The following is a 17,169-nucleotide window of genomic DNA, read 5'->3' as shown; positions in this document are numbered from 1 at the left end:
GGCCGCGGACGGCGACGCCCCCGACGCCACGGCGCCCGCCCGCGGCCGGCGCCGGTGGGTCGTCGTCGGTGCGGTCGCCGCCGCGGTGCTCGTGCTCGGCGGCGCGGGTGCGGCCTGGTTCCTGACGCGCGACGACGCCGGCGGCACCGCAGCCGCCCCGCCGGACGTGGTGCTGCCGTCGCCCACCGCCTCGGTCGCCCCGACGGCCCGTGCGGCGACCACGGCGTTCGCGAGCGCGCTGCCGACCACGCTGCTGCAGTACGCGCTGGCGACCTCCGCCGACGACGAGGCCTGGCTCGCCCAGGGCGCCGTCGAGGCCTACGCCGAGACGTACACCGACGGGGCCGACGGCACCGTGACGGTGCAGGCCGGGCAGTGGGAGACGCCCGAGGAGGCCACCGCGGCGCTCGCGGCGGTCGCGGCGACGCTCCCGGCTGCCGACGAGGCGACCGGTGACGCCACCGACGGCGCCTCCGCCGACCCGACCGCCGCCGCCGGGCCGGCCGTGCTGCTGCAGGGCGAGGTCCTCGTCGGCGGTGCACCCGCCGGCACGGTCACGGTCGTCGACGCGGGCGACGGCACCGGCGTCGCGGCGTGGAGCAACGGCACCACGGTGTTCGTCGTCCGGGGACCGGCCGCCGACATCCGCAACCTGTACGCCGCCTACCCCCTCTGACCCGCGCGAACCGCCCGGCGCGGCCCTGCGGGACCGCCCCGCGCGCCGCGAGGTCGCCCTCGCGCGACCGCCGAGCGAGCAGATGACACGTCGAGCGAGTAGTCAGCAGCTGCTCGCTCGACGTGTCGGTTACCCCGTCGCCACGGGGCCCCGGTCCGGGGTCCCGCCGGGCGGCGGTGCGGCGCGTGGGGTAGACCGGAGGTCGGCGGCCCGACGGCGCGACCGCCCCACGCCCGCCGCCACCCGCGGTGGGCCCCCAGGCGCCGTGCCCCCCGGCCGGCGCCGCCCGACCGAGGAGGACCATGGCACGCATCGGCACCACCGACCTGGACGTCCTGCCGCTGAACCTGGGCGGCAACGTGTTCGGCTGGACCGCGGACGAGCAGGCCTCGTTCGCCGTCCTGGACGCGTTCGCCGAGGCCGGGGGCAGCTTCGTCGACACCGCGGACGTCTACTCCGAGTGGGGCGACGGCCACGAGGGCGGCGAGTCCGAGGCGACGATCGGGCGCTGGATGGCCGCGCGCGGCAACCGCGCGGACGTCGTCGTCGCGACGAAGGTCGGCAAGCTCAGCACCCGCCGTGGCACCTCCCGGGCGGCCGTCCGGGCCGCGATCGACGACTCGCTGAAGCGGCTCGGCACGGACTACGTCGACCTCTACTACGCGCACGAGGACGACCAGGACACCCCGCTCGAGGAGACCGTCGCCGCGCTCGGCGAGGTGGTCGCGGACGGCAAGGCCCGGTACGTCGCGGCGTCGAACTTCTCGCCCGAGCGCCTGGCCGAGGCGCTGCGGATCGCCGACGACCTCGGGGTCGCCCGGTTCGTCGCGCTGCAGCCGCACTACAACCTGGTGCACCGCGGCGCCTACGAGGGCCCGCTGCAGGAGCTCGCCGTCCGCGAGGGCCTCGGCGTGCTGCCGTACTCCTCGCTGGCGAGCGGCTTCCTCACCGGCAAGTACCGCGACGGGTCGCCCGCCGTGGACAGCCCGCGCGCCGGGTCGGCCGGGCGCTACCTGGACGACCGCGGCCGCCGGGTGCTGGCCGCCCTCGACGCGGTCGCCGCCGCGCACGGCACGTCGGTCACCGCCGTGAGCCTGGCGTGGCTGCGGGTGCAGCCGGGCGTGGTCGCGCCGATCGCGAGCGCGCGCTCGGTCGAGCAGCTCCCCGACCTGCTCGCCGGCGCGACGCTGGAGCTCGCGGACGACGAGGTCACCGCCCTGTCGGACGCCTCGTCCTGACGAGGGCGCCGACCACCTCCGCGACGGGAGGATCCACTCGCACCGGCACGCCCGGGTGCGCCCGTGCGAGTGGATCCCTCCGCACGCCGGAGCGGGGCGCCGGGGCCCCGCCGCGCGTGCCTCAGCCCGCCGCCGGGGACCCGGCGGCGCCCGCGGGCAGCGCGTCCGGGGCGGTCGCGAGCGGCAGGCGCACCGTGAACGTGGTCGCCCCGGGGGTGCCGTCGACGTCGATCGTGCCGCCGTGCGCGGTGACCACCGCGTGCACGATCGCCAGCCCGAGGCCCGTCGACCCCGCGGCGCGGTTCCGGGAGGCGTCGCCGCGGGCGAACCGCTCGAACAGCCGCGACCGCAGCGGCTCGGCGATGCCGGGGCCGTCGTCCCGGACCCGCAGCACCGCGCGGTCGCCCTCCCGCGCGACGGCCACCACCACGGTCGTGCCGGCCGGGGTGTGCACGCGGGCGTTCGACAGCAGGTTGACCAGGACCTGCCGGAGCCGGTGCTCGTCCCCGACCACCAGCGCGGGCTCCGCCCCGTCCTCCTCCGCCCCGTCCTCCTCCGGCCCGTCGGGTCCGGCGTCCCCGCCCTGCAGCGCGCCGAGGTCCAGCCGCCAGGCGTGGTCCGGTCCCGCCGCGTGCGCGTCGGCGACCGCGTCGACCGCGAGCGCGGCCAGGTCGACCTCCTCGAGGTCGAGGTCCCGCCCGGCGTCCAGCCGCGCGAGCAGCAGCATGTCCTCGACGAGCGTCGTCATCCGGCGGGCCTCCGACTCGACGCGGCCCATCGCCCGCACGACGTCGTCGGGCAGGTCGCCCGGCAGCCGCTGCACGAGCTCGGCGTAGCCGCGGATCGAGGCCAGCGGGGTGCGCAGCTCGTGGCTGGCGTCGGCGACGAACCGGCGCACCTGCGTCTCGGACTCGTGCCGGGCGGTCAGCGCGGACTCGACGTGGCCGAGCATCCGGTTGAGCGCCGACCCCACCTGGCCGACCTCCGTGGCCGGGTCGGTGTCCTCGTCCGGCACCCGCTCCCGGATGTCGACCTCCCCGCGGGACAGCGGCATCTCGGACACCCGGGTCGCGGTCGCGGCGACCCGGTCCAGGGGCCGCAGCTCCCGGCGCACCAGCACGGTGGCGATCGCGGCGGCGACCAGCAGACCGAGCACGGCGACGACGACCTCGACCACGACGTAGTCGTCGACGGTCGACGTGATCCCCGCCAGCGGGACGGCGGTGACCGAGGTGCTGCCGGTGTCGGACTCGACGGCGATCGCGCGGTAGCTGCCCAGGTCCGGGAGCTCCACCGTGCCGGGGTCCTGGCCCGGCTCGACCGCGAGGAGCACGGCCAGCTGCTCGTCGGTCAGGCCCTGCACGTCGCCCGAGGCGTCCAGGTAGCCGGCGACCGGCGTGCCGTCCGCCGTCTCGAACACGCTCACCGTGCCGACGTCCTGGCCCGGCAGCCCGAACGCGGGCGGGATGCTGCCGTCGCCCTGCTGCCCGTCGCCCGCCTGCGACCCGTCAGCGCCCTGCGACCCGGCACCGGACCCCGACCCGTCGTCGGCCCCCGCCGTCGGCGCCCCGGACGGCAGCTGCCCCGGCGCCGCCCCCCGGTCCAGCCGGTCGGGCGCGGCCGCGGCCCGGCGGCTCGCGTCCTCCAGGCGCTGGTCGACCTGCGTCATCAGCGAGCTGCGCAGCGCGAGGGTCGACACCAGGCCCATGACGGCGGCGACGGTCGCCAGCAGCGCGACGACGACCGCCACCAGCCGCCGGCGCAGCGTCCACCGGGACCGCGGGGGCCGGGCGGCCGTCACGCCGCGGGCTTGAGCACGTACCCGACGCCGCGCAGGGTGTGCAGCATCGGCGTCCGGCCCTTGTCGATCTTCCGGCGCAGGTAGGAGACGTACAGCTCGACGATGTTGGCCTGGCCGCCGAAGTCGTACTGCCAGACGCGGTCGAGGATCTGCGCCTTCGACAGCACGCGCTTGGGGTTGCGCATGAAGTAGCGGAGCAGCTCGAACTCGGTCGCGGTCAGCCGGATGTCGTCGCCGCCGCGGCTGACCTCGTGCGAGTCCTCGTCCATCCGCAGGTCGCCGACGACCAGCACGGCCTCCTCGCGCTCCGAGACGGCGCCGGCGCGGCGCAGCAGGGCCCGCAGCCGGGCGACGACCTCCTCCAGGCTGAACGGCTTGGTGACGTAGTCGTCGCCGCCCGCCGTCAGGCCGGCGATCCGGTCCTCGACGGCGTCCTTCGCGGTGAGGAACAGCACCGGGACGTGCGGGTGGGTGGCCCGGATGCGGCGCAGCACCTCCAGCCCCGACAGGTCGGGGAGCATGACGTCGAGCAGGATCACGTCCGGCTCGAGCGACCGGGCCTGCTTGATGGCGGCCTGGCCCGTGAGGGCGTGCTCGACCTGCCAGCCCTCGTACCGGAGCGCGGTGGAGAGCAGCTCGGCCAGGGTGGCCTCGTCGTCGACGACGAGGGCCCGCACCGGCTGGCCGTCCGGGCGGGTGAGGGCGTCGCGCTGGAGCGTGGAGGTGGTCATGGCACGAGCATGGCCGCGCGACCTGGGGCGCCCCTGACGCCGACCTGTGGGAACCCTGTGAGCCGCGCAGGTGCGCGCCGGGTGGCCGGTCAGTCGCGCTCGATCACGGACAGCACGTTCCCCGACGGGTCGGTGAACCAGGCGATCAGCGGGCCGCCGCCGCGGAACACCCCGTCCTCGTCGGTCTGCGTCGGCGCGCCCTCGTACCGCTCGAACCGCACGCCGCGGCCGCGCAGCTCCGCCACGGCGGCGGGCACGTCCTCGACCGCGAAGTTCAGCACGGTGAACGACGCGGGGACGTGCGCCTCGCCCTTGGGGTAGAGCAGCACGTCCCGGCCCGCGAGGTGCAGGAGCAGCATCCCGTCGCGCTCCTCCGCGTCGAGGCCGAGCACGTCGGCGTAGAAGGCGCGGGCGGCGGGCACGTCCGCCACCGAGTAGCCGCTGAAGGACTCGCTGAGGTCGAGCATGACGGACTCCCTCGTCGTCGTGGGCCCGGGCGGCGGGTGCGCGGCCGCGTGCGGGCCGGGTGCGCCCAGCGTGCACCCGGGACGGCGTCCCCGGGAAGATCCCCGCCCCGACCGGCCCCGCCCGGCCCCGCCCGGCCCCGCCCGGCCCCGCCCGGCCCCGCCCGGCCCCGCCCCGCGCACGCCCCTCGCCGACTCGGTGGAGGAATCGTGTGCGGCCCCGCCGCCGCCCGGACCGCGGCGACCCGCTCGCCTACCGTGGTCCCCATGCCCCGCCCGACCTCCGCCCCGGCGACCCCCTGGCGCGCCCCCGAGGCCGCCGACGGGGGTCCGGGCCGCGTCGACCCGCCGGTCCGCTGGCGCACCCCCGCCGGCACGGCGCGCCGGGTCGCGTCGGCCCTGCTGGTGGCGCTGGTCGCCGTCGCGGGCATCGGCGTGACGTGGCGGGTGTTCGTCGGCACCGAGCAGGGGCAGGCGGTCGACCAGGCGTCGCTCGACGGCGCCCACATCGGCCAGAACCGGCTCTGGGAGGTCGCCGAGCCGGTGCTGGACGTGGTCTCGGTCGGCTTCATCGCGGCGGCGATCGTCGCGTGCGCGGTGATCGCGTTCGTCCGGCGCCGCTGGGGCCTCGCGCTGGTCGCCGCCGGTGTGCTGGCCGGGGCGAACGTCTCGACCCGCGTCCTCAAGCACTGGGTGCTCGACCGGCCGGACCTCGGCCACGGCCCCGACTTCAACACGCTCCCCAGCGGGCACACGACGGCGGCGGCCTCGGTCGCCGCGGCGGTGCTGCTCGTCGTGCCGCCGCGCGCCCGGCCCTGGGCGGCGGTGCTCGGGGGCGCCTACGCAGGGGCCACGGGCGTCAGCACGCTCGTCGGCCAGTGGCACCGGCCGTCGGACGTCGTGGCGGGCCTGCTGGTCGTGCTGGCGTGGGGCGCGCTCGCGTGCGCGGTGCTGGCGCTCGGCGTCGACACCGCCACGGACCGCCGCCCGCCCACGGCCGCCCTGCGCACGGTCCCGCGCACCGGCCGGCCCGCCCGCGGGGACGGTCCCGGCACCGCCGTGGCGGCCTGGCTGCTCGCCGCGGCGACGGCCCTCGCCGGGGGCGCGGCCGCGGTCGCGCTGCGGCGCACCTGGCTGTCCGACGACCCGGTCGGGTCCACGGCCGCGCTGCTGACGTCGTACGGTGGCGGGGCGCTGGGCATCGTCGCGGTCGCGGCCGCGTCGTCCGGCGCGCTGCTGGTGCTGCGCCGGTCCGCCACCTCGGGGTCGGACCGGGTGGGACCGACGTCGTAGAGTTCCCCCGCACCGGCGGTGGCATGCTGTCGCCGCCCGCACGCCCGGCACCACGGGTCGGCAGTCCGAAGGAAGCAGGAGCGCATGTCCGCAGGTCGCAAGCTGGTCATCGTGGAGTCGCCCGCCAAGGCGCGCACGATCGCCGGGTACCTCGGCGACGGCTTCGACGTCGAGGCCAGCGTCGGTCACATCCGTGACCTCCCGCAGCCCAGCGAGCTGCCCGCGGAGATGAAGAAGGGCCCGTTCGGCAAGTTCGCGGTCGACGTCGACAACGGCTTCGCGCCGTACTACGTCGTCGACTCGGACAAGAAGAAGAAGGTCACGGAGCTCAAGCGGCTGCTCAAGGACGCCGACGAGCTCTACCTCGCCACCGACGAGGACCGCGAGGGCGAGGCCATCGCGTGGCACCTGCTGCAAGAGCTCAAGCCCAAGGTGCCGGTCAAGCGGATGGTGTTCCACGAGATCACCCGCGAGGCCATCACCCGCGCGCTGGAGAACACCCGCGAGCTCGACGACCGCCTGGTGGACGCGCAGGAGACCCGGCGCATCCTCGACCGGCTGTACGGCTACGAGGTCAGCCCGGTCCTGTGGCGCAAGGTCCGCCAGGGCCTGTCCGCCGGCCGCGTGCAGTCCGTGGCGACCCGCCTGGTGGTCGAGCGCGAGCGCGAGCGCATGGCGTTCCGCGCCGCCGACTACTGGGACCTGACCGCGACGTTCGCGGTGGCCGACGCCGACGAGCCGTCGTTCGGCGCCCGCCTGGTGCAGCTCGGCGAGCGGCGCGTGGCCGCGGGCCGCGACTTCGGCGACGACGGCGTGCTCAAGGGCTCCGGCGCGTCCCGCCCGGTGCACCTGGACGAGGGCGCCGCGCGGGCCTGGGTGTCCGCGCTGGACGGCGCCGGGTACGCGGTGCGCTCGCTCGAGACCAAGCCCTACACCCGCCGCCCGGCAGCGCCGTTCACGACGTCGACGCTGCAGCAGGAGGCCAGCCGCAAGCTGCGCATGTCCTCCCGGCAGACGATGCGCACCGCGCAGACGCTGTACGAGAACGGCTACATCACGTACATGCGGACCGACTCGCCCAACCTGAGCACGCAGGCGATCGACGCCGCGCGCCGCCAGGCGGCCGAGCTCTACGGCGCGGACCACGTCCCCGACGCCCCGCGCGTCTACGCGTCCAAGAGCAAGGGCGCCCAGGAGGCGCACGAGGCGATCCGCCCGGCGGGTGACAACTTCCGCACCCCGGCCCAGGTCGCGCGCGAGCTGTCCGGCGACCAGTTCCGGCTCTACGAGCTCATCTGGAAGCGCACTGTCGCCTCGCAGATGGCCGACGCCCGCGGGTCGACCGCCTCGGTCCGGATCGCCGCGACGGTGCCCGCCCCGGAGCTGCCCGCCGGCAGCACCGCGGCCGACGCCACGACCGCCGGCGCGCCGACCGACGCGCTGTTCGCCGCGTCCGGCACCGTCATCACGTTCCGCGGCTTCCTCGCCGCCTACGAGGAGGGCCGGGACGTCGACCGGTACGCCTCGGACGCCGAGGGCAAGGCCGCCGAGGGCGCCAAGGAGACCCGGCTGCCGCAGATGGCCGAGGGCGACCCGGTCACGGAGTCGGACCTCACGGCCGACGGCCACCGCACCTCCCCGCCGCCGCGCTACACGGAGGCGAGCCTGGTCAAGGCGCTCGAGGAGCGCGGCATCGGCCGCCCCTCGACGTACGCCGCGACGATCTCGGTCATCCAGGACCGCGGCTACGTGACCAGCCGCGGCCAGGCGCTCGTGCCGAGCTGGCTCGCGTTCGCCGTGACCCGGCTGCTGGAGGAGAACTTCGACCGGCTCGTCGACTACGACTTCACCGCCTCCATGGAGGAGGACCTCGACGCGATCGCCGCGGGCCAGAAGGACCGCGTCGACTGGCTGACCCGGTTCTACTTCGGCTCCGCGGCGGCCGAGGGCCCCGACGGCGACGGCCTGCGCGAGCTCGTCGCCAACCTCGGCGAGATCGACGCCCGCGAGGTCAACTCGATCGAGATCGGCGACGGCCTCACGCTGCGCGTCGGCCGGTACGGCCCGTACATCGAGGAGTCCGGCGGCGAGCCCGGCCCGGACGGCAACCCGCGCCGCGCGTCGGTGCCGGACGACCTGGCGCCCGACGAGCTGACGGCCGAGAAGGCCCGCGAGCTTCTGGAGACCCAGCCCGAGGGCGACCTCGTGCTCGGCACCGACCCGACGACGGGCACGACGATCGTCGCGAAGAACGGGCGGTACGGCCCGTACGTCACGGAGCTGCTGCCCGAGCCCGAGCTCGACCCGGGCCTGTCGGCGGCGGCGAAGAAGCGCGCGCTGGCGGCGGCGCCCAAGCCGCGCACCGGCTCGCTGCTGAAGTCGCAGTCCCTGCAGACGATCACGCTCGACGAGGCGCTGCAGCTGCTCAGCCTGCCGCGCGTCGTGGGCACGGACCCGGAGACGGGCGCCGAGATCACCGCGCAGAACGGCCGCTACGGCCCGTACCTCAAGAAGGGCACGGACTCCCGCACGCTGCCGTCGGAGGAGGCGATCTTCACCACGACGCTGGAGGAGGCGCTGGCCATCTACGCGCAGCCCAAGCGCGGCCGCGGGGCGACCGCGACGCCGCCGCTGCGCGAGCTCGGCGAGGACCCGACGTCGGGCAAGCCGATCGTGGTGAAGGACGGCCGGTTCGGCGCGTACGTCACCGACGGCGAGACCAACCGGACCCTGCCGCGCGACACGACGCCCGAGTCGATCACCCGCGAGCAGGCCGTCGAGCTGCTGGCGGAGAAGCGCGCGTCGGCGCCCAAGAAGAAGCCGGCCGCCAAGAAGGCCGCGGCGCCCCGCAAGAAGGCGGCCGCGAAGAAGTAGGGGTCCTCAGACCTCGAGCACGACCCAGCCGGGCCCCGGGACGTCCACGGACGCGCCGGGGCCCGGTCGCGTCCCGGGCGCGATGGCCGGGTCGGCGTGCGCCGCCACCGAGGCCCCGGCCGGCACCGCCAGCGCCCACGGCCCGGCGTCCAGGTTGAGCGCGACCAGCAGCGCGGCGCCGGAGCCGTCCGACGCCCGCGCCTCGTAGGCCAGCCGGGTGTTCGTCACCTCGACGACCCGGGTGCGGGCGGTGTGCAGCCACGGGTGCCGCCGCCGCAGCCCGAGCAGGGCGGCGTGCCGATCGTGCGTGGCGCGGCCGTCCGGCGCGACGTCGGGCGCGGCGAGGTCGGCCGGCGTCGGCGGGTACGGCGGGCGGACCTCGTCGTCGCCGCCCGCGCGGTCCTCCTTGACCCCGCGGTAGGCCTGCTCGTCGCCGTAGTAGACGGCCGGGGTGCCGCCGACCGTGGCGAGCACGACCAGCGCCAGGCCCGCGAGCGTCGCGTCGCCGACCCGGCTGGTGATCCGGGTGACGTCGTGGTTGCCGACGAACGTGTACGGCACGAAGTGGTCGAGGAACCCGTCGTGCCGGCCGAGCGTCCACACGAGCTCGTGGAAGTTGCGCTCGGCGATCGACGACCAGGTCGCCTTCCACAGCTCGTACTGGGTGACCGCGTCCAGCCCGGACTCCGCGACGAACGCCGGGTAGTCGCCGTGGATCACCTCGCCCATCAGGTAGGCGTCCGGGTGCGCGGCGCGCACCCGCTCGGTCACCCGCGCCCAGAACGCCGTCGGCACGGCGTACGCCGCGTCCAGCCGCCACCCGTCCGCGCCCGCGTCGAGCCAGTGCGTCATGACGTCGGCGACCAGGTCGACGACCCGCGGCTCGTCGTGGTTCAGCGTGACGAGCGAGCGGTGCCCCTCGAAGCAGTCCCAGTCGGGGCCGTCGTCGTTCCAGCGGATCCGGAACAGGGCGGCCTCGGGGGAGCCGGGGCCGGCGGCCAGGGCGGCGCGGAACAGCGGGTGCTGGTCACCGACGTGGTTGAACACCCCGTCCAGGAGCACCCGCACGCCGCGGTCGCGGGCCGCCGCGAGCAGCCGGTCCAGGTCCGCGCGGTCCCCCAGGCGGGGGTCGACCCGGTAGTGGTCGACGGTGTCGTAGCCGTGCGTGCCCGACGCGAACACCGGGCCGAGCGCCAGCCCGTTGAGGCCGAGGTCGACCAGGTAGTCCAGCCAGCGCTCGACGTGCCCGAGCCGGTGCGTCACCGGGGCCGCGGGGTCGAGGGCGCGCTCGGCGCCCGTGAACCCCAGCGGGTAGACGTGCCACCACATCGCGTGCTGCACCCACGGCGCGGCCATTCGGCGTCCTCCCTCGTCAGCGGCTCCCCGCGACCCTCGCAGGTCGCGGGCGGCCTGTCACCCCGGGGAGCGGCGCGGCCGGGGCCGCGCGGCCTCAGCCGCCGACGTACCGCAGCGGCGGGCGCCCCGAGCTGCCGTACCGGGGCGCGCGCCGGCAGGCTCCCCGGCCGGCCAGGTGCTCCAGGTAGCGGCGCGCGGTGACCCGGGACAGCCCGGTCGCGGCCGCCGCCTCGTCCGCGGTCAGTCCGTCGGGCGCGGCGCGCAGCGCGGCCCGGACCCGGGCGAGCGACTCCGCCGCGAGGCCCTTCGGCAGCAGCTCGCGTGCCGGGGGGCGCAGCGTGGCGAGCAGCGCGTCCACCTCGCCCTGGTCCACGACGGCCCGGCGTCCCGTCACGGCGGCGCGGTACGCGGCGTACGCGCCGAGCCGCTCCCGAAGGGCCGGGAACCGCAGCGGCGTCACCAGGTAGTGCACCGCGCCGAACCGCACCGCCGCGCGCACGGCGGCCCGGTCGCGGACGGCGGTCGCCACCAGCACGTCCGGGGCGCCGCGCAGGTGGTGCAGCGCCCGGCACACGTCCAGCCCGGGCCGGCCGGGCAGCGCGAGGTCGAGCAGGACGAGGTCCACCCCGCCGCGCACCGCCCGGGCGAGCGCGGTGTCGCCGTCCCCCGCCAGGCCGACGGTGCGGAAGCCCGGGACGCGGTCGACGAGCCGGCCGTGCTCGCGCGCCGTCCCCGCGCGGCCGTGGGCCACGAGCACGCGGAGGTCGCCGCCCGGCCCGGTGCCCGCGCCGGGCCGGGCGGTGCCGGACGGGGAGCGGGGCGGGCGCGGGGCGCGGGGGTCGTCGCCGGCCGGCATGCCCCCAGTCTCGGCGCGGCGCGGCACGCACCCACGGGCGCTGAGTGGTCGCCGGCGGTCGGCCTAGGGGGTGGCTGCGGGCGCGTCGTGGGGGTGCCCAGCTGTGACCACAACGACCGCAACGCCCGGTTCGTCCCGGTCTGCCGCCCCTCAGGAGTCGCGGCGCCGCCAGGGTCGGGCACGTCCGGCCCCGGTGCACCGACGCCCCGGGGCGCCGCCCCGCCACCGGAGGCACGCCGCGCATGGACCAGGACACCGCCGCCCCCGGAGCGGGCACCGCCCCCGGAGCGGGCACCGCAGCCGGGACCGATCCCGGCGCCGCCCCCGCCCCGGAGCGCCTGCGCCCCGTGCCGCTCGTCCGGGCGGCGGTCCCGCTCGTCGTCGGCGTCGTCCTGTGGTTCGTGCCGCCGCCGACGGGCGTGGACGCGCCCGCCTGGCACATGTTCGCGATCTTCGTCGCGACGATCGTCGGCGTCATCGCCCGCCCGCTGCCGATGGGCGCGGTGACGATCGTCGGCCTGGTGGCGACGGTCGTCACCGGCGTCCTGGAGCCCGCCGAGGCGCTGCAGGGGTTCTCCAACACGACGATCTGGCTGATCGTCGTCGCGTTCTTCATCTCCCGCGGCGTCATCAAGACCGGGCTCGGCGCCCGGCTCGCGCTGTTCTTCGTGTCCCGGCTGGGCCGCAGCCCGCTCGGCCTCGCCTACGGCCTGGCCGCGACCGACCTCGTGCTCGCCCCCGCCACCCCGTCGAACACCGCGCGCGCCGGCGGCATCATCCAGCCGATCGTCCGGTCGATCGCGTCGTCCTACGGCAGCGAGCCCGGCCCGACCTCCCGCCGGATCGGCTCGTACCTGACCAGCACGGCGTTCCACGTGAACGCCGTGACCTCGGCGATGTTCCTCACCGCGATGGCGGGCAACCCCCTGGCGGCGCAGCTCGCCGGCGACCAGGGCGTCGACCTCTCCTGGGGCACCTGGGCGCTGGCGGCGATTGTGCCCGGCCTCGTCGCGCTGGTCGTCGTCCCGCTGGTGGTGCGCGCGGTCGACCCGCCGGAGGTGCGCCGCACCCCCGAGGCCGCCGAGCGCGCCCGCACCGCGCTCCGTGAGCTGGGGCCGCTGTCCGCGGGGGAGAAGGTGATGACGGGCACGATCGTCGGCCTGCTCCTGCTGTGGACGCTCGGCGACGCGCTGCTCGACCTGTCGGCGACCACGACGGCCCTGATCGGCCTGGTCGTGCTCCTGCTCACCGGGGTGCTGACCTGGGACGACGTGAAGTCCGAGACCCAGGCCTGGGACACGCTGGTCTGGTTCGCGGTGCTGGTGATGATGGCGACGCAGCTCAACGCCCTCGGCCTCATCCCGTGGCTCAGCGGGGAGATGGCCGCCCTGGTCGGCGACCTGGGCTGGCAGCAGGCGTTCGTGCTGCTGACGCTCGTCTACTTCGCCACCCACTACCTGTTCGCGTCCAACACGGCGCACATCTCCGCGATGTACGCGGCGTTCCTCGCGACCGCGATCATGGCCGGCGCGCCGCCGGTGTTCGCCGCCCTGGTCCTCGGCTTCATCTCCAGCCTGTTCGCCTCGCTCACGCACTACTCCTGCGGCCCGGCCCCGGTGCTGTTCGGCTCCGGCTACGTCCCGGTCGTCCGGTGGTGGCGCACCGGCGCGGTGGTCGCCGTCGTGAACATCGCCGTCTGGATGGGCGTCGGCGGCCTCTGGATGAAGGCGATCGGCCTGTGGTGACGGCCGCGCCGACCGCGCACGACCGCGCCCGGTGCGCGGCCCGACCCCCGCACGCCCCCACCCCGCCCGGACCGAGGAGAGCCCGATGACCGAGACCCCGACCGAGATCCCCGCCGGCTTCCGGCTCGAGCACGACACGATGGGCGACGTCCTGGTGCCCGCGGACGCGTGCTACCGGGCCCAGACCCAGCGCGCGGTGCAGAACTTCGCGATCTCCGGCACCCGGCTGCACCCCCGGCACGTGGCGGCGCTCGCGGAGATCAAGCGGGCCGCGGCCCTGGCGAACGCCGAGCTCGGGGTGCTGCCCGACGACGTGGCCGCCGCGATCGCCGCCGCGGCGGAGGAGGTGGCGGCCGGGCTGTGGGCCGACCAGTTCCCAGTCGACGTGTTCCAGACCGGCTCCGGCACCTCGTCCAACATGAACGTGAACGAGGTGCTCGCCACCCTCGCGACCGAGCGGCTCGGCCGCCCGGTGCACCCGAACGACCACGTCAACGCCTCGCAGTCGTCCAACGACGTGTTCCCCGCGTCCATCCACGTCGCCGCGGCGCAGGCGGTGCTGACCGACCTGCTCCCGGCCCTCGGCCACCTCGCCGAGACGCTGGAGACCCGGGCGGCCGAGCACGCCGACGTGGTCAAGGCCGGGCGCACGCACCTCATGGACGCCACGCCGGTGACGCTGGGCCAGGAGCTCGGCGGGTACGCCGCGCAGATCCGGCTGGGCGTCGAGCGGGTGGTCGCGGCGCTGCCCCGGCTCGCCGAGCTGCCGCTGGGCGGCACCGCCGTCGGCACCGGGATCAACACCCCGCCCGGGTTCCCGCAGCGCGTCATCGCGCTGGTGGCGGACCACACCGGCCTGCCGCTCACCGAGGCCCGCAACCACTTCGAGGCGCAGGGCGCGCAGGACGCCCTCGTCGAGACGTCCGGCGCCCTGCGCACGGTCGCGGTGTCGCTGGTGAAGATCTGCAACGACCTGCGCTGGATGGGCTCGGGCCCCCGCACCGGCCTCGCCGAGATCGCCCTGCCGGACCTGCAGCCCGGGTCGTCGATCATGCCCGGCAAGGTGAACCCGGTCATCCCCGAGGCGGTGCTCATGGTCGCCGCCCAGGTGATCGGGAACGACGCCGCGGTCGCGTTCGCCGGCACGACCGGGACCTTCGAGCTCAACGTCATGCTGCCGGTCATGGCGCGCAACCTGCTGGAGTCGGTCGCGCTGCTCGCGACCGGCTCGCGGCACCTGGCCGACAAGTGCGTGGCCGGGTTCGTCGCCGACCGCGAGCGCTGCCGGCAGCTCGCCGAGTCGTCGCCGTCGGTCGTCACCCCGCTCAACCGGCTGATCGGCTACGAGGCCGCCGCAGCGGTGGTCAAGCACGCGGTGGCGCACGACCTGACGATCCGCGAGGCGGTGCTCGGGCTCGGCCACGTCGACGAGGGCCGGCTCACCGTCGAGCAGCTGGACGCGGCCCTCGACGTGCTGGCGATGACCTCCCCGGCGGCACGCTGATGCAGGCGGTCCGGACGGACGTCGCGGTCGTCGGCGGCGGCGGCGCCGGGCTGCGCGCCGCCATCGCCGTGGCGGAGGCGCACCCCGAGCTCGACGTCACCGTGCTGTCGAAGGTGTACCCGATGCGCTCGCACACCGTCGCGGCCGAGGGCGGCGCGGCGGGCGTGGTCGGCGCCGACGACTCGCTGGAGCAGCACTTCGCGGACACCGTCTCCGGCGGCGACTGGCTGTGCGACCAGGACGTCGTGCAGTACTTCGTCGAGCACGCGGCGCACGAGATGTACCGGCTGGAACGGTGGGGCTGCCCGTGGAGCCGCACCGACGCCGGCGCCGTGGCCGTCCGGCGGTTCGGCGGGATGAGCCGGCCGCGCACCTGGTTCGCCGCGGACAAGACCGGGTTCCACGTGCTGCACACCCTGTTCCAGACCTCCCTGCAGCACCCGTCGATCGCGCGGATGGACGAGTGCCTGGCCCTCGAGCTGGTGGTCCGGGACGGCCGGGTCGCGGGCGTGCTCGCCTACGACCAGCGCGAGGGGTACCCGGTCCTGGTCGAGGCCGGCGCCGTCGTCATGGCCACCGGCGGCGCGGGGCGGCTGTACGCGCAGAACACCAACGGCGCGATCGTCACGGGCGACGGCATGGCGATGGCCTACCGGGCCGGGGCGCCGCTGCGGGACCTGGAGTTCGTGCAGTACCACCCGACCGGCCTGCCCGGCTCCGGCATCCTCATCACCGAGGGCTGCCGCGGCGAGGGCGGCACCCTGCTCAACGCCGACGGCCGCCGGTACCTGCAGGACTACGGGCTCGGCCCCGAGACCCCGGTGGGGAAGCCCGAGAACAAGCACATGGAGCTCGGCCCGCGCGACCGGCTGTCCCAGGCGTTCTGGCACGAGCAGCAGGCGGGGCGGACGATCCCGACGCCGCGCGGCGACGCCGTGCACCTCGACCTGCGGCACCTCGGCCGCGCGCACCTGCGCGAGCGGCTGCCGCTCATCTGCGAGCTCACCGAGCAGTACCTCGGCATCGACCCGGCGACGGCGCCCGTCCCGGTCTGCCCGAGCGTGCACTACTCCATGGGCGGCATCGAGACGGACGTGACGACCGCGACGCCGCTGCCCGGGCTGTTCGCCGTGGGGGAGTGCGCGTCCTCCGGCCTGCACGGCGCCAACAGGCTCGGGTCGAACTCGCTCGCCGAGCTGGTGGTGCTCGGCCGGGTGGCGGGGGAGCGGGCCGCGGCGTTCGCCCTCGCCGAGCCGACCCCGGCCGACCCGCGGGTGCGCCGGGACGCCGCCGACGCCGCGGCGCGGCACCTGTCCCTGATGGGCCGGGGCTCCGAGCCGCAGGTCGAGATCCGCGAGGAGCTCGGCCGGGCGATGGACGACGGCGTCGGCATCTTCCGCACCCGCGCGGGCATGGAGCGCACGGCGGCCACCGTCCGGGGGCTCCGCGACCGGTACGCCGAGGTGCGCGTGGTCGACACCTGCCCCGTCTACAACACCGACTGGGCGAGCGCGGTCGAGCTGGGCGCGATGCTCGACGTCGCGGAGGCGCTGGTGGCCTCCGCGCTGGCCCGGGAGGAGTCCCGGGGCTCGCACCAGCGGCTCGACGGCTTCGGCGAGCGCGACGACGCGCGGTTCCTCGCGCACACCCGCGCGTGGTGGACGCCCGACGGGCCGCGCCTGGAGCACACGCCGGTGACGATCACGACCTCGCCGCCGGCGACGCGGGTCTACGGCGCCGCGGGTGCGGCGGCGACCGCCGGTGGGGCGGCCGCACCGGCCGAGAGGGCCGCCGCGCCGGCCGAGGGGGCGGACCGGTGAGCGGCGAGGTGCTCGGCACGATCACCCTGCGCGTGCAGCGCTACCGCCCCGACGCCGACGAGGCGCCGCACCTGGTCGACTACGAGGTGCCGTGGGGCCGGGACACCTCGGTGCTCGACGCGCTCACCTGGGTCAAGGACCACCTCGACCCGACGCTCGCGTTCCGCTGGTCCTGCCGGATGGCCATCTGCGGGTCGTGCGGGTTCGTGCTGAACGGCACCCCGCGGCTCGGCTGCGAGCACTTCGTCCGGGACTACGCCCCGGGGCCGCTGGTCGTGGAGCCGCTCGCGAACCGCGCGGTCGAGCGCGACCTCGTCGTCGACCTCGAGCCGTTCCTCGCGTCGCTGGAGCGGGCGCGCCCGTGGCTGGTGCCGGACCCGGAGGACCCGCCCGGCGAGGCGGGGAACCGGCAGACGCCGGAGCAGATGCTGGCGTACCACGACTACGCGATGTGCATCGACTGCCTGCTCTGCTACGCCGCCTGCCCGCAGGTCGCGCTCGCGCCGGACTTCCTCGGGCCCGCGGCGATCACGGCCGCCGTCCGGTACGACAAGGACTCCCGGGACCACGGCTCCGACGACCGGCTGCCCGCGCTCGACCGCGAGGACGGGCTGTGGGCCTGCACGTTCGTCGGGGCGTGCTCGACGGCGTGCCCGAAGGGCGTCGATCCCGCGGCGGCGATCCAGCAGGCCAAGGCGGCGACGGCGGCGGCGTGGGCGGCGGAGTTCCTGCTGCCGCGGCGCGGGGGCCGGCCGTGAGCGCGCGCGAGCCGGCCCCGCCGGCCCCGCCGGCCCCGCCGGCCCCGCCGCCC

Annotated in this window: 12 protein-coding genes and 1 pseudogene; 8 read left to right on the top strand and 5 right to left on the bottom strand. The window is 76.4% G+C overall.

All coding sequences use genetic code 11. The features are described from left to right. Together J5O08_RS18430 and J5O08_RS18425 are read left to right on the top strand one after the other, a co-directional pair. Positions 1 to 676, top strand: a pseudogene (locus tag J5O08_RS18430) (hypothetical protein); the annotation flags it as partial. 302 nt (positions 677 to 978) lie between these two features. Beyond that, positions 979 to 1,914 carry an aldo/keto reductase gene (locus J5O08_RS18425; RefSeq protein WP_218708369.1) on the top strand — a complete coding sequence of 312 codons (936 nt, stop codon included), beginning with the start codon at positions 979 to 981 and terminating at the stop codon, positions 1,912 to 1,914. A 121-nt stretch (positions 1,915 to 2,035) separates the two neighbouring features. Here the strand turns inward: J5O08_RS18425 and J5O08_RS18420 are convergent, their stop codons facing one another. The 3 genes from J5O08_RS18420 to J5O08_RS18410 all read right to left on the bottom strand — a co-directional run bounded on the left by J5O08_RS18420 (position 2,036) and on the right by J5O08_RS18410 (position 4,913). After that, positions 2,036 to 3,715, bottom strand: coding sequence for a HAMP domain-containing sensor histidine kinase (locus tag J5O08_RS18420; protein ID WP_308281715.1), 1,680 nt, complete (start codon positions 3,713 to 3,715; stop codon positions 2,036 to 2,038). After that, on the bottom strand, positions 3,712 to 4,446 hold the full coding sequence (locus J5O08_RS18415) for a response regulator transcription factor (protein ID WP_217614436.1): 735 nt from the start codon (positions 4,444 to 4,446) through the stop codon (positions 3,712 to 3,714). Before J5O08_RS18415 ends, J5O08_RS18420 begins: the two co-directional genes overlap by 4 nt. 89 nt (positions 4,447 to 4,535) lie before the next feature. After that, positions 4,536 to 4,913, bottom strand: coding sequence for a VOC family protein (locus J5O08_RS18410; protein WP_218708368.1), 378 nt, complete (start codon positions 4,911 to 4,913; stop codon positions 4,536 to 4,538). A 264-nt stretch (positions 4,914 to 5,177) separates the two neighbouring features. Here J5O08_RS18410 and J5O08_RS18405 point away from each other — a divergent pair, with 264 nt between their 5' ends. Together J5O08_RS18405 and topA are read left to right on the top strand one after the other, a co-directional pair. Further along, positions 5,178 to 6,203, top strand: coding sequence for a phosphatase PAP2 family protein (locus J5O08_RS18405; protein ID WP_218708367.1), 1,026 nt, complete (start codon positions 5,178 to 5,180; stop codon positions 6,201 to 6,203). A gap of 84 nt (positions 6,204 to 6,287) precedes the next feature. Next, positions 6,288 to 9,077, top strand: coding sequence for a type I DNA topoisomerase (topA, locus tag J5O08_RS18400; protein WP_218708366.1), 2,790 nt, complete (start codon positions 6,288 to 6,290; stop codon positions 9,075 to 9,077). Positions 9,078 to 9,083: 6 nt separating this feature from the next. On the opposite strand, the gene J5O08_RS18395 is transcribed toward topA, so the two are convergent. Continuing rightward, positions 9,084 to 10,433, bottom strand: a complete 1,350-nt coding sequence (locus J5O08_RS18395) for an alpha-amylase family protein (RefSeq protein WP_218708364.1) — start codon at positions 10,431 to 10,433, stop codon at positions 9,084 to 9,086. Between the two features lie 94 nt (positions 10,434 to 10,527). Next, the gene (locus J5O08_RS18390; RefSeq protein ID WP_218708362.1) at positions 10,528 to 11,289 is read right to left on the bottom strand and encodes a response regulator; all 762 of its coding nucleotides are present in this window, start codon (positions 11,287 to 11,289) and stop codon (positions 10,528 to 10,530) included. 242 nt (positions 11,290 to 11,531) lie between these two features. Here J5O08_RS18390 and J5O08_RS18385 point away from each other — a divergent pair, with 242 nt between their 5' ends. The 4 genes from J5O08_RS18385 (at position 11,532) to sdhB (ending at position 17,116) form a co-directional block, all read left to right on the top strand. Next, positions 11,532 to 13,034: an anion permease gene (locus J5O08_RS18385; protein ID WP_218708361.1), complete on the top strand. Its 1,503-nt coding sequence runs from the start codon at positions 11,532 to 11,534 to the stop codon at positions 13,032 to 13,034. A gap of 85 nt (positions 13,035 to 13,119) precedes the next feature. Continuing rightward, positions 13,120 to 14,538, top strand: a complete 1,419-nt coding sequence (locus J5O08_RS18380; protein WP_218708360.1) for an aspartate ammonia-lyase — start codon at positions 13,120 to 13,122, stop codon at positions 14,536 to 14,538. Continuing rightward, positions 14,538 to 16,358 (top strand): fumarate reductase (quinol) flavoprotein subunit, encoded by a 1,821-nt coding sequence (gene frdA / locus J5O08_RS18375; RefSeq protein ID WP_218708359.1) that lies wholly within the window; start codon positions 14,538 to 14,540, stop codon positions 16,356 to 16,358. Before J5O08_RS18380 ends, frdA begins: the two co-directional genes overlap by 1 nt. Continuing rightward, a complete protein-coding gene (gene sdhB / locus J5O08_RS18370; protein WP_374225995.1) occupies positions 16,355 to 17,116 on the top strand; it encodes a succinate dehydrogenase iron-sulfur subunit in 762 nt (253 codons plus the stop codon). The genes frdA and sdhB overlap by 4 nt, the downstream gene beginning before the upstream one ends. Positions 17,117 to 17,169: the final 53 nt, after the last annotated feature.

It is taken from the genome of Cellulomonas sp. PS-H5, from assembly GCF_019265565.1.
In the GTDB taxonomy this organism is placed as follows: Bacteria; Actinomycetota; Actinomycetes; order Actinomycetales; family Cellulomonadaceae; genus Cellulomonas.
Note: the sequence above shows the minus strand (reverse complement) of the source record. Positions and strands in the feature narration are given on the sequence as shown.

Excerpts from the sequence above, each read along its gene's own strand:
- J5O08_RS18425 (WP_218708369.1), top strand. The coding sequence starts at position 979 with ATGGCACGCATCGGCACCACCGACCTGGACGTCCTGCCGCTGAACCTG.
- J5O08_RS18415 (WP_217614436.1), bottom strand. The coding sequence starts at position 4,446 with ATGACCACCTCCACGCTCCAGCGCGACGCCCTCACCCGCCCGGACGGC.
- J5O08_RS18410 (WP_218708368.1), bottom strand. The coding sequence starts at position 4,913 with ATGCTCGACCTCAGCGAGTCCTTCAGCGGCTACTCGGTGGCGGACGTG.
- J5O08_RS18405 (WP_218708367.1), top strand. The coding sequence starts at position 5,178 with ATGCCCCGCCCGACCTCCGCCCCGGCGACCCCCTGGCGCGCCCCCGAG.
- topA (WP_218708366.1), top strand. The coding sequence starts at position 6,288 with ATGTCCGCAGGTCGCAAGCTGGTCATCGTGGAGTCGCCCGCCAAGGCG.
- J5O08_RS18395 (WP_218708364.1), bottom strand. The coding sequence starts at position 10,433 with ATGGCCGCGCCGTGGGTGCAGCACGCGATGTGGTGGCACGTCTACCCG.
- J5O08_RS18390 (WP_218708362.1), bottom strand. The coding sequence starts at position 11,289 with ATGCCGGCCGGCGACGACCCCCGCGCCCCGCGCCCGCCCCGCTCCCCG.
- J5O08_RS18385 (WP_218708361.1), top strand. The coding sequence starts at position 11,532 with ATGGACCAGGACACCGCCGCCCCCGGAGCGGGCACCGCCCCCGGAGCG.
- J5O08_RS18380 (WP_218708360.1), top strand. The coding sequence starts at position 13,120 with ATGACCGAGACCCCGACCGAGATCCCCGCCGGCTTCCGGCTCGAGCAC.
- frdA (WP_218708359.1), top strand. The coding sequence starts at position 14,538 with ATGCAGGCGGTCCGGACGGACGTCGCGGTCGTCGGCGGCGGCGGCGCC.